Below are 15,029 nucleotides of genomic sequence, written 5' to 3'. Positions count from 1 at the left end.
TAAAACGATAGGCTCCCATCGTTTCATCCCAGCCCTTGCATGAGCCCGATATGCTTTTATCCGGCGATTTAAATAAACTCCCGAGCAATTTCTTAAAACGCTTATTTAATCGCTTATCTCCAAAATCTTCATCCTCTACTTCTTTTTCAACCCAATCTTCTGACATTTCCATAACTAATATCCACGCTTTTCTTCAAATGGGTCGATATTATTCTATTTGGAATTATTTGTGTATAAAGCAATGACCGTCAGGAAGCGGAACAGTTATACTGGCAGGGATTGTGTTCTCAAAGATGTGTAGAAGAGTCAGATGCTTGCAGCCGGGAATGGAGACTTAGTTTGAACTTCGCCTGTATAAGGAACATCAATTCCCGGCTGCAAGCAGACCGGGCTACACAAGCGTAAGGGTTGCTCCCTCTGGTTGTAATTCCCTAATCCCTATTCATAATGATCAGATGCCTGAAGACCTAAACACGATCCAAATTTTTGGGAAGCGGTGATGAAACTACAAAATGCAATTAATTCGATTAATTCTTTTTTTGAGAAATATTGCTCCATCTCCTCAATTTCTTCTTCAGGAATAGAGGCATGATCTATTGCAAATTTATTTGCAAATCTTAAAGCGATGCTTAAACGAATTGATTCGGGATTTTCATCAGGTGGGCCAGCCTTTAACATACAATATTGACATAAATTTTTAAAAGCCAAGGCTCGTCTGATTTGTTCAAGAAACTCTGGCGCAAAGGTAGTGCTTTGAAAAAAAACGTCTTCTAATTTCCCCCATTGATTTAAAATTTCCGGAGCATGTCCCATTAATTTTTCAAAGGGTGATTCTCCGTAATTTGATAACTCAATATGCGACATATATATTCCTTAAAATAGATCCATTAGCTTAAATGTTTTAGGAGAAAATTGCGGATAGCGTCCTCTGCAGCTTTAACGTCCAAGCACTTCCATAACTTTATTGACATCTTCATCAATAATTCTGTTAATCTCAGAAGCGTGCTCTGAATATCCAACAGATTCAACGATTAAGGCAGCAACCTCTTCATACAAAAAATCTCGCTCACGGTGTTGTTGTTCCAAAAAGCTTTTCAGATCATCTATAGGAAGGGATGAAACTCTCCCATGTTGCATACGAGCCAGTTGAGTTGGCACAGATACTTTCAAATAAACTACAAATTCAGAGGACAGCAATTTGCGACATTCTTCACTGGACACAACGCATTCTTCCAGTAAGACGATAACATTTTCTTTTTTAATGCAATGAGAAATAATGTCAGCCTGACAGCGATTGAATGCAGCCTCACCCTGCTCACCAAGAATTTCTCGCGTATGCCGCCCAATGTAACGTTCAATACTCGGATTCGCATCAACAATTTGCCACCCTAACTTTTTTGCTAATGCTTCCGTAAATAAAAACTTACCAGTCCCCATATGTCCTATTATGAAAATGCGCTTCATCATATTTATATCCACCTTTTGGTAATGAATTATCTCATATTGATTTCAGGTACATGATAAGTAATTTTGGTTCTTATTTGTCTGCTGCAATCAAATCTTATGAATTTTTTTACACTATTTCTCCTATTGGAAGAGTATAACGCCAAATTCTTTTCGTATATTAAAATTTGATAACTCAAAAAACCAAAAGTTTGCACTCGCACGAACGGGCCGGTGGGTGGGATGGGCTAACTAAAATCTTATGTCCGAGTTCACATCGGTTCTGAATCACACCGTATTTTTTTGCCCTTGTACGATCCGTTCGGGCTGAGGAGGCGCGGTTTTTTGCGCCGCCTCGAAGCACTGGCACAGATTTTTGCCTTGTGCCTGCTTCGAGACGGGGTTCCCACCCCTCCTCAGCACGAACGGGCCGGTGGGTGGGATGGGCTAACTAAAATCTTATGTCCGAGTTCACATCGGTTCTGAATCACACCGTATTTTTTTTTGCCCTTGTACGATCCGTTCGGGCTGAGGAGGCGCGGCTTTTTTGCGCCGTCTCGAAGCATTGGCACAGACTCGTTGCTCCGAGAGATGTGTTCAAGAGACAGTTACTTGCAGTCGGGATCTGTACTTGTACAATCCCGGCTGCAAGCAGACCGTGCTACAGCACAGATGGAGCTTTCGAGTAACTTGACGCCTGGTTATTAATGCTCTTGTATCACTCTCTTCATAAATTTTGATGTAATTTGATATCGAGTGTTCCTTCCTCCACCAGGCAATTTTTCGAAACACCCCTTATCGAGTAAGTCAGAAAGATGCCGGGTAGCGGTAGCCTTACTTACTTTAGTAATTTTTTTATATTGAGCAGCACTAATTCCTTGTTCAAATGCCTTATCTTTTTCATCAAACATGAGATTAATGATTTTTATTTGCTCCCTGGAGAGCTCACTCTCTTGAAAAACCTGCCAAAAACGGCTCTTGGCAAGAGTTTGGTCAATCTTATTGATGGCCGTTTGAATACTGCTATCCAAGGTTTTTAAAAACCATAACAACCACAAAGTTATATCTGTAGTTTGTCGCTGACTTTTTTCTAAAATGTTATAATAATCGCTGCGACTAGCAAGAATAGTTGTCGACATAGTGTACAAACGGATACTCTGCTTATCCTCTTGCGCTAAAGCTAAATCGGTTAGAGCCCGCGTGATCCTGCCGTTTCCATCCTCAAATGGATGCACCGTTATAAACCAGAAGTGACTGATTGCTGCCCGTACTAATGGATCCAATGTTGGTTCTTTCAGACTTTTGTTGAACCACTCCATAAACGCATTTAATTCTTGCTCCAATCGTTCCCTTGGTGGCGCTTCAAAATGCACCGTTGGCTTATCAATACGCCCGGAAACAACTTGCATAGGTTCCTCACCTCTCAACTGCCCTGCGTTAACTCTATATAATTTAGACACCTCTTCATCAGGAAATAACCATTTGTGCCATTGTTGCAAGCGCTCCAGCGATAAAGGTGTATTTAGATTATTAATAGCATCCCACATCATTTGCGCTAAACCTTCAGAACGTTCAGTAGTTGGATAAGGTTGCTTGAAATGTAAACCAATCCTTTTGGCAAGAGAAGAGCGAACAGAGTCTTCATTCAACCGCTCCCCTTCGATTGCAGAGGATGCAATGATATTTTGTAACAGGGTATCCAAAGCAGATTCTAAAGACATATCATCCGCTACGGCTCCCGTTTTACCGATTAAAATCCCTTGTTTCAATCTAACTTCACGCAACAAAGGTTGTACCAACTGTTCTTGCCAATGAAAGTTTGGCCAGTCGGACAATTGCCAGATCCATTTTAGGTCATTCATAAATTATATCCCCGTGAGCCAATTAATAAAGTTATTCGGCTCATTTGTTGAGTTTAATAATAGAAACATTCGGCTCATAAATCAAGCCGATAAGAACATTTATTCGGCTCAAAGCGGAACGAAACTAACTTTTTATAAGTTTCCACTCACTACAGCATGAGTTAAATGCTGCAAAACTGCATTCATGCTCACTCAATGAGTGACTGAAAGGTTTTCTTTCTGTATGATATGTCCATTTTAAGCCTAATTTAGCCTTGTATTGAGCTATTTTAGACAATCAAACATGTCTTGTTTTATTTCTTATCAAGAAAATTAAATTAAGGATTACATTGCCGAACAAGGATTCGTTTCACTTGTATTAATGCATTTATGGTGTTGAAAAAAGATGTTCGAATTCTTATATAATGTCAAAAATTATGTTGTTTCTTATTGGAAGAGTTTCTGGAAATATCAAGTTACTGATTCGTCAGGTTCTCTGCCTTATGACGCAACTGCTGAAACTCCAACAGACGTTAGTATGAATAACTCCACTGCTTCGCCTGACTCTCATTCAGAAGAAACCAGCGCCCCCAAACGAAGACGAAGACGGAGAAAAAAACCTAATACAGGAATAAGTTCTCAAACTATAGAACACTCTAACGCCCCGGCTCCCAGTGGAACCGAACTATCAGAACCAGAAACTCATAGTTTACTAGAGACTGTTGAGGCCAAGAAAAAAAATGATGTCGTATCGCCCCGCAAAAGAGTAGTAGAAACAGATAAAAGCACCCTCCATAAAACAACCGTATCTAAACCAGACGATGTTAAAGAGCAACAGATTCCTTCTACAGTTAAAGAAACTCCAACAGCAGCGGCGATAACTGCTTCATCATCTACGACATTTTTTCCCCCTGCAACTAAAAATAAAAGCACGGCTGTGGCTTCTTTGCAAAGGAGCCAGTTACCAAAACCCATGATGGATTTGATTGATAAGTTAAGAGGACAATTTCCGTCTGCTCGCTTTTTTATGACTGGAGCTGCTCCTGCTGATATTTTGGATAAGCTCAAACCCAATGACTACGACTTGCTCGTTGTTGATAAATCATCGATATTTGAAATAAACCAGTTTCTTAATCTGCAAAACTACAAATCTGAGGTAAGAAGTTTTAAATATCCAGTTATTTTTTGCGAAGTGGATAAAGAGCTTAGCCTGGATTTTTCAGTAATAATTTCTTCAGCTGACCTTTCTACACAGCAATTATTAGAAAATGACTTTAACAAACGTGATTTCAATTTGAATGCTTTTTATTGCGAATTGACCCAGGAAGATAAGTTTGAGATTTTTAGTTTTTCTGATGCATTAGGCGATCGTAAGAGAAAAATAATCAGCTTTACCAACAACGAAGTAAATTCCTTTGAACAAGATCCCACCCGATTATTCCGTCTTTGTAACTTGCTGATTAAACATCCCGATTATTCTTTACATAAACAAGTGAAAGAGGCGCTTATTTCTTTGAGAAAAGTAGAAAATGGTATTCCCAGGTGGTACACCGTATTTTCTGACTACGTCCGACTGGCGCAGGGAAATGGAGACAGATTAACTTATGCCATAAGGAAGTTATTTGTCCGGCACAGTTATAAAAATATAAATAATGCCTTACATACTTTAGGCCTGTTAACCCCTTTCACTGATAATTCAAAAACTGCAGCGGACGATGCATGCTCTAAAATCCCGCCTGTTACTCCGGAGTCAAAACTTATTATGTGGTTGATGGCGAATGTATTGCAACGCTTTGAAAACGGTAAAAAAGATCAGATGTCGCCATTAAATCCTTTCCTCTATTTATACCAAATAGAGCATGAGCATCTTGCCTATGCTTACAGCCATGGGCCAAAAGCACAAACACTTTATCCTATATTGAAGATGCCATCGATAGAAACTTTAATCAGTAAATTTAAGCTACCGGAGAAGGATGTACCTTCATTATTTGCACATTTTCGAGTCTAATATCAAGCACCGGAACGCACTCCAGTTTAAAATGTACCATTTTTTGGAGAACGTCCCTGGCATTATGATGTCTTGCTGATTTGCCCTTTTGAGAAACTAACTCATATTGCGCGAGGGGTCTCCAAATATTGGCACCATGCCGCTTTCAGGAGATCCTTCGCGCAAAAAGACGCGCTCAGGACGACGTGAATCCGGGAAAAGCATAACCCGCTACTCCGCCGTCCCGCGGCTTGTCCGCGGGATCCAGAAATGTCACTCCGAGCTTAGATCTCTGGATCCCACGGACAAGCCGCGGGACGGCGGAGCGCTTAATTTAATGGCAGTGACCTGGTTCACCCTCTCCCTGCCCTTAAACCATCATCTGATCAGTAAAATGAAAATTGCTTTCTGTTGCATAAGAAAAAAACGCCTCTATTTCTTCTTTCCGCTCGTCGGAGGGTAAATCCCCCATCTCTACATGTAAGATCTCGGCGATTTCTGATAAATCAACACTGAAATGTTCTTCAATAAGATAAATGCTGTCTACAATACTTTTGGATAATTCAATATAAGCGAAATGATTTCTAAATAAAGAGTCAATGGTAGGTACAAAAAAACGCACGGAATCAGAATGCATTTGCTTTGTCTGAGGACAAAATTTTTTAAGGCAGTTGGCACAGAATCTTAATGAAATATCGTATAACTGGAAATCGGTACTCATTTTATTAAACATAAAAATCCTTATTCAATTTTAAGGTGACGCAAGCTGCAAAGCATTGCATTACATCAATTAAATGTCAATGAGAATGATTATCAATTGCATTATATTAATATGCCTCTGGATTCCGTATTGTTGTGTGTTTAGAAAAAAACTGTAGCCTTGACCAGTGTTAAATACATCGCGCCTGCAAAAGCGCAAGCCAACACATATGCCATCCCCGATCCCTTGACACAGGACTTGATGTATTTGAAGTTGTACCCTCATGGCGTCATTGGTACCGCTACTTCACCGGAGTTAAATTATGAGGGGATACCTCAGGACTTTACCCCGAAAGAACGAAGTGACAGATCTCGTGAAACGGGCATTGCGCCAAACGATGGATATCCCTAACCTTATTCAGGACAACCGGGTCATATTTTAGCCATTGTGCTATATTATTACATATAAGCATTGGGCTGGGGTATGTCATGGGTTTCAAAGATCGATTAAAGGCCATTAAAAGTAACGTTTCTGAAGCTGCTTATCATGCCAAGGTAGAAGTAGATTACAAACGTCATTCTATACGGGATAATCTTCAGGATAAGTATCGTACATCAAATTATGGTCAGGTGACCGTGCTTCCTGACTGGTACGTTGAGACGAATTTTATGGGTCAGCAAGGTAGACCTTTTTTTGCTTCGCCTAAAGATGGAGATGACCCCAACGATCCAGTGACTTTTGCGGTAAGGAACATTGGCAGTCGTGTCGAGTGTGTGACTGAAATGTCACACTTTTGGGGGATGAGCAGTCCAGAAGAAAAGGCTATGTATCAACGCGAGGGTAAAGAGCAAGGTTCACCGGCCACCTACGATGAGTTTCTAAAGGAGCAATTTGACGCAGCAAAAGTAGTAGCTGAGCAATTTAATCCCATTAGCAAAAGGACAGAACTGCCTAAACTGCCAGAAGCTAGTGGTAACGTTGATAAAGTACAATTCGCTTTGAATGAAATGGCTACCACTGAGCATAGTTATCACTTTGATTGTAGAGTGACGCAAAAACTTCTTGATGATTTAATAAAGAAATATCCGGCTGATAGAGAAGCATTGGAAGATATTAAAGGCAATTTGGATGATGTTGTTGCGAATGCAGGCCAGATGTCAAGTAAACTGGATGGGATTCTTCAAACGCAAGACGTTGATGGCAAATTGGATGTCTATTATAAAACTTCGTTAACTGGTGATTTGATGGGCAATGTGATGATGGATTGTGGTGTCTTTTCTGCCAGAAATGCAGAGCAGATTGCGGGTATAGAGGCTTTTATGACCAAGCATCCGGGAGTGGTTGAAAAAGCCTATGAGGCGGCTGTTAAAGAAACCAAACAGGAATTTAATAGTGTTTCGCCAGAAGTGGGCGGCATCGTTGCCCAGAAGGCAGAGCAATTTATGAACAGTAGCAGTCTTTTTTCAGCACCTATGCAGAGACCTATGCGCTACCCGATGATGGCCGATGTGCTCGCTGGTTATACAAAAAACTCTGGCGCAGAAGTATCACCAGTCCTTAAAGAGGTTGCCAGTTATCTTCGGGTTGCAAGCCAAATGACACAATTGTCTGTCGCCGCCACTCAGGGTCAGGATAATATCAAAAAATACGAGGCAACACATGAGCAGGAAGCCAAAATTTCGCCAACGTTGTAAATTATATGACTGATGATCTGGCTTTATCTAAGGTAGAATTTATCTTACCTCGTTCATCGTCATCCAACACCGTGAATGCAGCCCAATGTTTAAGCGCAGATTCAACCAGTAATTTTGCAGGTTCATGACTATCCAGTTTTACATGGGCGAAAAGCAAGCGCTGTGTGGCAGCAAATTGTGTGGCTTGTTCATCAGGTTCCTCGCCCTCGATTTGCACAATATAAATTATTGCCCTAGAACCGACTCCCTTTCGGATTTGCGACCAGTTTTCCTCCATCTGCTTAGGCTTGAATGCCTGATCAAATACCATGAAGACTATATCTGCGCCCTTAGACATGGTCTGGGCTGTAAGCGGCATTTGATGATCAATATCAGCAACATTAAAGTCAAGCGACTGCTTCGTGGACAGATCCAGTTTCCAGAAAACAGGGCCACCAAAGTAGGGTTGACGGGTTTTTGCGCCTGCCAGATATCCGATCAACTCTTGTCTGACTGCGGGATCCTCTGTTACTCCACCCACAACTAATTTGACAGCTAGCTTTAGCATTACAAACCTCGTTTTTACTTAATTTGTTTAAATTATAGCATTTAACGTAACTACTCGCCCAAAACAACCGACAAAAACCAATCATCCTCTTGACATAACACTTAACACGTGCAAAAAGTATTGAACAATTTAATCATTTTCTGTCTGGTCTATATGCGTATTAATTCTAATTTTTTACATGAGCATGCTTTAACAAATCTGAATAACTGTTGAAACACATGTGGACACCTTAAAAAATAAATTCTACTGAGATACCAAGCAACAATTAATCGAAAAAGCCATCAGTAAAGGCTTTTTATCCATTATCCCGGAATCGATTTTATTAATATAATGTGAGTTATGGAATAATCGATTGATTTAAATATATAAAAAACCGTAGCCTTGATGCAGCGATAGCGTAATTAAGGTTTTCATACTGAAAGGCTATAATGACGTGGTCTAATAGATTTGACCAGTCCAGTTAAGCTAAAATAACTAACTGGAGAAAAAAATGTCATTAAGAAAAAAGTATACGAAAGAGTTTAAAGAAGGAGCTGTAACGCTTGTAAAAGAGCAAGGATATAGTTGTAGAGAGGCAGGCACTAGTCTCGGAGTGCATGGTACATTAATTAGCCGTTGGGTAAGGGAGTCTGAGGGCTCCTCATCCCCCTTTCCTGGCAATGGTGCATTGAGCCCCGAGCAGTTGGAAATACGTCGTCTTCAAGAAGAGGTAAGACGATTAAAGATGGAAAAAGACATATTAAAAAAGGCGGCAGCCTTCTTTGCGCAGGAAACAAATTGAAGTATTTGTTTATCGCCCAGCATAGGAAGGCATGGCCAATCGACCTGATGTGTCGAGTCTTGGGCGTGCGTCGTAACGGCTATTATAGTCATCAAAAGCGTCTAGTCTCCAATGATGGTGACCATGAGGCTTTATTGGATTGGGTTACTCAAATAGCGTCCTCAAGCCAGTATACTTACGGTACACGGCGTATGAAGAACGCATTAAATGCACTAGGTTATCCCATAGGAAGAAATAGAGCACGAAAGCTAATGAGGGAGGCGAAGGTATTCGTTCGTTACCGTAAAAAGTATAAATCAACGACGAATAGCAATCACTCACGACCTTTGTTTGAAAATATTCTTAATCGACAATTTAATACATCAAAGCCGAATGTAGCTTATGTATCAGATATCACCTATATCAGGACACAGGAAGGTTGGTTATATTTAGCAGTTGTCATTGATTTATACTCAAGAAAAGTGGTCGGGTGGAGTATGGATGCGCGGATGAACGCTCAATTAGTGTGTGATGCCTTACAAATGGCTCTTTGGCAACGTAAACCAACTAAAGGCATCATCGTGCATTCAGATAGAGGATCCCAGTACGCCAGTCATCGGTACAGGACGCTTCTTGAAACAAACGAGTGCACTGGGAGCATGAGCCGAAAAGGAAACTGTTGGGATAATAGTGTGGCTGAAAGCTTTTTTGGAAGTCTTAAACAGGAACGAGTGCAATGGTGTAATTATGAAACAAGACAAGAAGCTAGGCAGGATATATTAACTTATATAACTATGTTTTATAACAACACTAGATTGCATTCTTATCTTGGCTATAAAAGCCCTAATGAGTTTGAAAGGAACTTTAATTTGTTGAAAAATGCAGCTTAACTGCAGTGGTCAATTTTACTTGACCACGTCATAAGGCCATAGGAAAACCTTGATTACGCTATCGCTGCATCAAGGCTACGCCCATTTTAAATAAACTCGCCAAATAGCTTATCCAACAGTAGTCTATCGTTTCTTTGAAACCGGCTATTTGGATGATGCTATAATTAAATTAAATCACCCAACCTTGCCTGGATATCGATGTTAGATGAAGATCGCGATTTAGCGTTCATGGATATGGCCAGGCAACTCATCGCCAGCTCCAATCTGGTATTTCCTCAAGACAGGGAGATCTATGTAAGGGTCTTTCTTCGTCATATGATGTCTGTCCAATCGGTACTGACACTGTTTTTTAACGCTCATCCCTCGCTGCGCATTCCTGCTGTCACCCCCAACACCACAGCAAATGAAACGCGCTTTTTAGACAATATCTTAAAAAGTCTGACCAAACAAAAAACAAGTGGTAAATCTCAACTCACCGCTGACAATTTTCACCGGTCAAACCTTTACCGTCAACTAAAACAAGCTGTTAATGACAATGATCCCATTTTAGCGTCAAGCTGTGTATCACTAATCAAACCCAGTATTACAAGCTCCTTCACCTGGGAGTCCGTGTTAACAACATTTAAAAGCACCTATGATTACGTTGAAAACTCAGACAGCCTGTCATTATTAGAAGGAATATTGGCGAAAAGCAGTTTTGATGTGTTAAAAATTTTATTCGAAGAACCAGATATTTATCCTGTCGCTCGCCGTTTCATTATGAGGCATTTAAAACCAGACCCTTCGGATACTTTATCCACATTGTTAGCGTTATTATCTGAAAATGAACGATTTGAAATTTTAGCATTCTTGCTAGAAAAAACGGATATGCGCGTCACTGATAGTACCCCCCTGCTAAAACTGGCTACATTGGCGCGCCCCAAGGCCATTGCATACATAGACAGCGACGCCATTCAAATGTTAGTTGCAGAACAAGAGTTGAAACAACAAAGTCCACAAACTACCCTTTCTCTGTATGAACAAAAATTGCGTCTGTTTCTAAAGCAGGTCGCCGAAGCGAACCCCGTATTATTTTCAGACGAAAACGCCAGTATTCAATTTATTGAGTTAAGCTATCAGCTATTACACGATAACAGCCTGCTTTCTTTGCTTGATTTTTCCACCCCAAGCCTTGCCTTGACCAGTGTTAAATACATCGCGCCTGCAAAAGCGCAAGCCAACACATATGCCATCCCCGATCCCTTGACACAGGACTTGATGTATTTGAAGTTGTACCCTCATGGCGTCATTGGTACCGCTACTTCACCAGATGCCTTACATGACAAACAAGTTTCTTATTCAGGCAGAACATTGTCCTTGCTCTATCCCAAAACCGATAAATCCAAAGCAGGAAATCCTTTGATTCACCGATATCATGGTGCTGAAAATAAAGCCTCTAAACGTAATGCTTCTGTCAGGGTTTCAGAACACAGTTTAAGTATGAAAGCCGCCAAGGCAAATCAGCATTTTTATCCGGTATCTGTCCGCTATACCACTAACTCAGACAAGCAAAGAGAAACAGGATTTTTTGGGCATGCACAAATTGTTGGCGAGGTCAGGCCCGTTGAAACCACACCGGTATATGATGCGTTTGCCACGGGGGGCTGCATTATTGGGGGAGATTTAATGGCTGTTTCTGCCCAGGGAGAACGTTTTTCACTTACCGATCCTAAAACCACTTTCCCCGCCAATTTTGCGGCGGCAACCATTCATTATGACGATGAACCTCATACCTATGAGCGATATAACGAGGCGATGTTAAAAAAATTGCTTAACTTTGTTTCTGCCGTCAGGACACCCCAGGCAGTATTCTACTACGAGTCGCCTGTCATTTATTACATGATATATGGGCTAACACACTATTTACGTGGCGTCTTATCTTTTGAACTCTTCACCCAGTATATTGACATCGTTAAAAAGCATCATCGATGGATAACTGAAAGGCTTGAATATTTTTCTCTGCACTTTGACATCAACATTGTTGTCACGTCTGTTCTTGATGGATTAATGATTTCAGACTTAAACCCGGAGGAGATATTAAAGGCATTTAACGATTTGGCAGCAACCCCGCCCCTGCCTCTCTCCCAGGAACAGTATCAAAAATATGCCCAAACGCTGGTATCCGCTATCATAGACAAACTGGCTAAAGGTACGGATGAAATGGCCACCCTCCATCAATACATACAGACACAAAGAGCGCAGCAACCCGATTTTCTGGGAAAATCTGGCAATCCTTTAGTGGATTTAAATCGTACGAGTTATGCAGGGCTTTATGCCTGGATTAGATTAGTAACTAAAAAACAAGTTCCCAATCCCGAGCTGCTCGTAATAGTACCCCAGGATGAAACACATATTCTGGAAACGTACAACCTGTTCAGTAAGCATTTTGGCGGCCTTACCGCTATGGCCTATTCGCCACTGCTTATGCCGCAAACCGACAGCAAGTTATTTTATTTAACCAAGGGCAAAGGATTACTGAATGCGCTGATCAAGAAATTAGTCAGTCTGCAAGGTAAAATGGTAAGTAGTATGGCATTAGACAGCCCAACTGCTTACGCACATTATACAGAAGAAATTGAAAAGCTTTTGACAAGCTTTACCCCGAACTCTGTTAAGCCCCCCGCTAAGCCCACATCACAGCATTTTTCTCCTCGCCCTTTTACCCCCTATCATTCAGTCTCCAGCTTACATCAGGATTTAACCCAAGAGGCCAGTACTCCACGGCGTATACAATTGGATATAGTTCCTTCACCACAAACGTTCAGGCAATTAGAACAATGTTTATTTTTACCCTCTTGTCCTGATGCGTTTTCTCTGGTTTTTTCGACACCGCTTAATGAGAGTTCTTTTAATGCATTGATGACGCTGCTGCAAATTCAAGGCCATGAAAAAACTTTTTTCCTGAGATTCACCAGTATCAGCGACGAGCAACTGCGCTTGCTTCACACTGTTTTAATGACAGGTAAAAGCTCAGTCTCAGGCATTGAGTTAAGAAATTACGCCGGAGTATCGCCTCCCGTAACGAAGGATGAGTACACGGACGAAGGCCTGCGTTATTTAGCGAACGCCCTAAGCTCAGGTCATTGCGCGCCTGACTTTGCACTTGAGATACACGCCCATCAAAACATCACCCCCAGAAGCTACTTTTATATTCATCAGGCATTGGCAGCTCATGCACCAAAACGGTTGAAGCTGCTTGTCGACAGTCCAGATAATGACGTCGCCAATATTAATGAGCTATATACCCTGTTAGCAGGCGGGTTAAATAACCCTAAAAGCCTCGAAGTGTTAGAACTTGACATTCAAACCAATGACTTGCCGACGCAAGGTTTAACCGCACTGGCTAATGCATTAACTTCAGGACAATGCCCGCAAACCTTATGTTTACGATTTAGATTAAGGGAGCGAGAGAATCCATCGATGAGGCAAGAAACCATTATCAGATTGCTATCAGACCAAAATACACCGCCAGCTAATACTGCCTCTTATTTCCAGCAAGGTTTGACAGCTTTCATTAAGGCCTTATCATCGGAACAATGCCCCAAAGATTTAACGCTGGATTTTTCTGCACTGGATCTGGATGAAACGAGATACCAGCAATTACTGCACTGCCTGAGAGACATCAAGTCCGATAAAAAATTGACCTTGTTATTAGGAAAAGCATCTTATATGGATGATCGCGCTTTAGAGATGCTTACGGAAGTATTGGCTAATAACCCTGACCTTCCAATGCTCAGCATATCGCTTAAGGGCGATTTTACAGATGAAGCCTTAATCCGGATGACAGATCAATTAAAAACAGGCCCCTTCCGTCATCCTTTAACTCTGAAACTTGATACACAACACACTTCTTTTGCTTGCCAAAGACAGTGTTTCAATGCTCTGAAAACTGTTTCAAACCTGCAGATTGACATTGAATCCTCCTTCAGCAAAAAAGATATTCCCTTCATTGAGGAGCAATTAAGTGCAGGCATTTACCCTCAAGGATTTAAAGACGCTTTAGCGCATTTCTCGACCAGAACCAGGGAAAAGCTTGAGCAGCTTTGTGACGCTTACCAACACAACCTGCCAGAAGACAAAAGCGCCCCACTTCTTAAACACGTTCTATTAAATGAATATTATAAAGCCACTGTGAATGCATGGAAAACGGCCAAACCCAATTATGCGGCCTTTTTTAAAGCAGAAGAGTCTAAAAAGAATCCCCCAATATCTGTAGAGCATAACGCTAATAAATCAGTTTAAATGATGCATTAAAGTGATCTTATTTTGATCAAAATATCAATACAAACCAATCATCCTCTTGACATGACATTCAATATATGTAAAAATATTGCACAATTCAACCATTTTTCTTTCTGGTCTATATGCGTATTAATTCTGATTTTTTACATGAGCATGCTTTAACAAATCTGAATATGGGAGGCATAGCTGGCATCAAGGATTTACAGGGAAAAATTGTCGCAGCCACCCCATCGCTGGCACATTTGTTAGGGTTTTCGGATGCCGATGCCTTAATTAAAATACCCTTGTTTGAAGAAGAGATACCTTGTAAGGCGGCTAAATTAAGCCAACATTTTTCTAATGAAGACAAAACAGCCATTGGAGATACGGAGGGGGTTAAAACCTTGAATTGGTGCTATTATGCCAATAACAAACCTTCCCTGCTGCTCAATGAAAAAAACGCCTTGAAAAATAATGATGACGAAACCATCGGATACATGATTCGCTGTATGGATTTAACCAGGTCCAACATTATCAACCTTTCAGCTGTTGCCCCCAAATTACATAAACATCAAATCATCAATGGCCAATTTTCAGTGATGCTCCTTGATGAAAATATTCCATTAAAAATATCCAAACGTCAAATGTTGTGTCTGTATTACTTATTGCGAGGTTATACCTATCCTCAAATTGCCAGCACCCTGTGCGTCGCAAACCGCACTGTTGAAACACATGTGGACACCTTAAAAAATAAATTCTACTGCGATACCAAGCAACAATTAATCGAAAAAGCCATCAGTAAAGGCTTTTTATCCATTATACCGGAATCGATTTTATTAATGTAATGTGAGTTATGGATAACAAGATTGTTTTATCCAGTCGTTACTTCGATGCCGTTCGGGCTGAG

Annotated in this window: 11 protein-coding genes; 5 read left to right on the top strand and 6 right to left on the bottom strand. The window is 40.9% G+C overall.

Annotated features, from left to right (window positions below; all coding sequences use genetic code 11):
• The 4 genes from B094_RS16780 to B094_RS0104805 form a co-directional block, all read right to left on the bottom strand.
• Positions 1-166 (bottom strand): IS4/Tn5 family transposase DNA-binding protein (locus B094_RS16780; protein ID WP_248619523.1); only part of this gene is annotated, 166 nt, incomplete at its 3' end.
• 272 nt (positions 167-438) lie between these two features.
• Positions 439-864: a carboxymuconolactone decarboxylase family protein gene (locus B094_RS0104815; RefSeq protein ID WP_018576671.1), complete on the bottom strand. Its 426-nt coding sequence runs from the start codon at positions 862-864 to the stop codon at positions 439-441.
• A 72-nt stretch (positions 865-936) separates the two neighbouring features.
• Entirely contained in the window at positions 937-1,467 is a 531-nt protein-coding gene (locus B094_RS0104810) for a shikimate kinase (protein ID WP_018576670.1), read from the bottom strand.
• A 680-nt stretch (positions 1,468-2,147) separates the two neighbouring features.
• Positions 2,148-3,305, bottom strand: coding sequence for a Fic family protein (locus tag B094_RS0104805; protein ID WP_018576669.1), 1,158 nt, complete (start codon positions 3,303-3,305; stop codon positions 2,148-2,150).
• A 385-nt stretch (positions 3,306-3,690) separates the two neighbouring features.
• Here B094_RS0104805 and B094_RS0104800 point away from each other — a divergent pair, with 385 nt between their 5' ends.
• Positions 3,691-5,292 carry a hypothetical protein gene (locus tag B094_RS0104800; RefSeq protein ID WP_018576668.1) on the top strand — a complete coding sequence of 534 codons (1,602 nt, stop codon included), beginning with the start codon at positions 3,691-3,693 and terminating at the stop codon, positions 5,290-5,292.
• A gap of 349 nt (positions 5,293-5,641) precedes the next feature.
• Here B094_RS0104800 and B094_RS15730 read toward each other — a convergent pair whose 3' ends face one another.
• On the bottom strand, positions 5,642-6,004 hold the full coding sequence (locus B094_RS15730) for a hypothetical protein (protein WP_018576667.1): 363 nt from the start codon (positions 6,002-6,004) through the stop codon (positions 5,642-5,644).
• A gap of 455 nt (positions 6,005-6,459) precedes the next feature.
• Here B094_RS15730 and B094_RS0104790 point away from each other — a divergent pair, with 455 nt between their 5' ends.
• Positions 6,460-7,665, top strand: coding sequence for a hypothetical protein (locus B094_RS0104790; RefSeq protein WP_018576666.1), 1,206 nt, complete (start codon positions 6,460-6,462; stop codon positions 7,663-7,665).
• Between the two features lies 1 nt (position 7,666).
• Here B094_RS0104790 and B094_RS0104785 read toward each other — a convergent pair whose 3' ends face one another.
• Entirely contained in the window at positions 7,667-8,212 is a 546-nt protein-coding gene (locus tag B094_RS0104785) for a hypothetical protein (RefSeq protein WP_018576665.1), read from the bottom strand.
• Between the two features lie 490 nt (positions 8,213-8,702).
• Here B094_RS0104785 and B094_RS0104775 point away from each other — a divergent pair.
• The 3 genes from B094_RS0104775 (at position 8,703) to B094_RS0104765 (ending at position 14,967) form a co-directional block, all read left to right on the top strand.
• Positions 8,703-9,862 (top strand): IS3 family transposase gene (locus B094_RS0104775; protein WP_155823615.1). Its coding sequence is split into 2 segments (ribosomal slippage): positions 8,703-8,964 and positions 8,964-9,862, totalling 1,161 coding nucleotides; the frame shifts between segments, so codons are not numbered across the junction.
• Between the two features lie 198 nt (positions 9,863-10,060).
• Positions 10,061-14,143 carry a hypothetical protein gene (locus tag B094_RS0104770; RefSeq protein ID WP_018576662.1) on the top strand — a complete coding sequence of 1,361 codons (4,083 nt, stop codon included), beginning with the start codon at positions 10,061-10,063 and terminating at the stop codon, positions 14,141-14,143.
• Positions 14,144-14,265: 122 nt separating this feature from the next.
• The gene (locus tag B094_RS0104765; RefSeq protein WP_018576661.1) at positions 14,266-14,967 is read left to right on the top strand and encodes a helix-turn-helix transcriptional regulator; all 702 of its coding nucleotides are present in this window, start codon (positions 14,266-14,268) and stop codon (positions 14,965-14,967) included.
• The last annotated feature ends 62 nt before the right edge of the window (positions 14,968-15,029 follow it).

The sequence above is a fragment of the Legionella shakespearei DSM 23087 genome (assembly GCF_000373765.1).
Lineage (GTDB): Bacteria > Pseudomonadota > Gammaproteobacteria > Legionellales > Legionellaceae > Legionella > Legionella shakespearei.
The sequence above is the reverse complement of the archived record's forward strand: the minus strand, read 5'-3'. Positions and strand labels throughout refer to the sequence as shown.

Coding starts and splice junctions, on each gene's coding strand:
- B094_RS0104765 (WP_018576661.1), top strand. CDS start 14,266: ATGCGTATTAATTCTGATTTTTTACATGAGCATGCTTTAACAAATCTG.
- B094_RS0104785 (WP_018576665.1), bottom strand. CDS start 8,212: ATGCTAAAGCTAGCTGTCAAATTAGTTGTGGGTGGAGTAACAGAGGAT.
- B094_RS0104770 (WP_018576662.1), top strand. CDS start 10,061: ATGTTAGATGAAGATCGCGATTTAGCGTTCATGGATATGGCCAGGCAA.
- B094_RS0104815 (WP_018576671.1), bottom strand. CDS start 864: ATGTCGCATATTGAGTTATCAAATTACGGAGAATCACCCTTTGAAAAA.
- B094_RS0104790 (WP_018576666.1), top strand. CDS start 6,460: ATGGGTTTCAAAGATCGATTAAAGGCCATTAAAAGTAACGTTTCTGAA.
- B094_RS0104800 (WP_018576668.1), top strand. CDS start 3,691: ATGTTCGAATTCTTATATAATGTCAAAAATTATGTTGTTTCTTATTGG.
- B094_RS0104810 (WP_018576670.1), bottom strand. CDS start 1,467: ATGATGAAGCGCATTTTCATAATAGGACATATGGGGACTGGTAAGTTT.
- B094_RS15730 (WP_018576667.1), bottom strand. CDS start 6,004: ATGTTTAATAAAATGAGTACCGATTTCCAGTTATACGATATTTCATTA.
- B094_RS0104805 (WP_018576669.1), bottom strand. CDS start 3,305: ATGAATGACCTAAAATGGATCTGGCAATTGTCCGACTGGCCAAACTTT.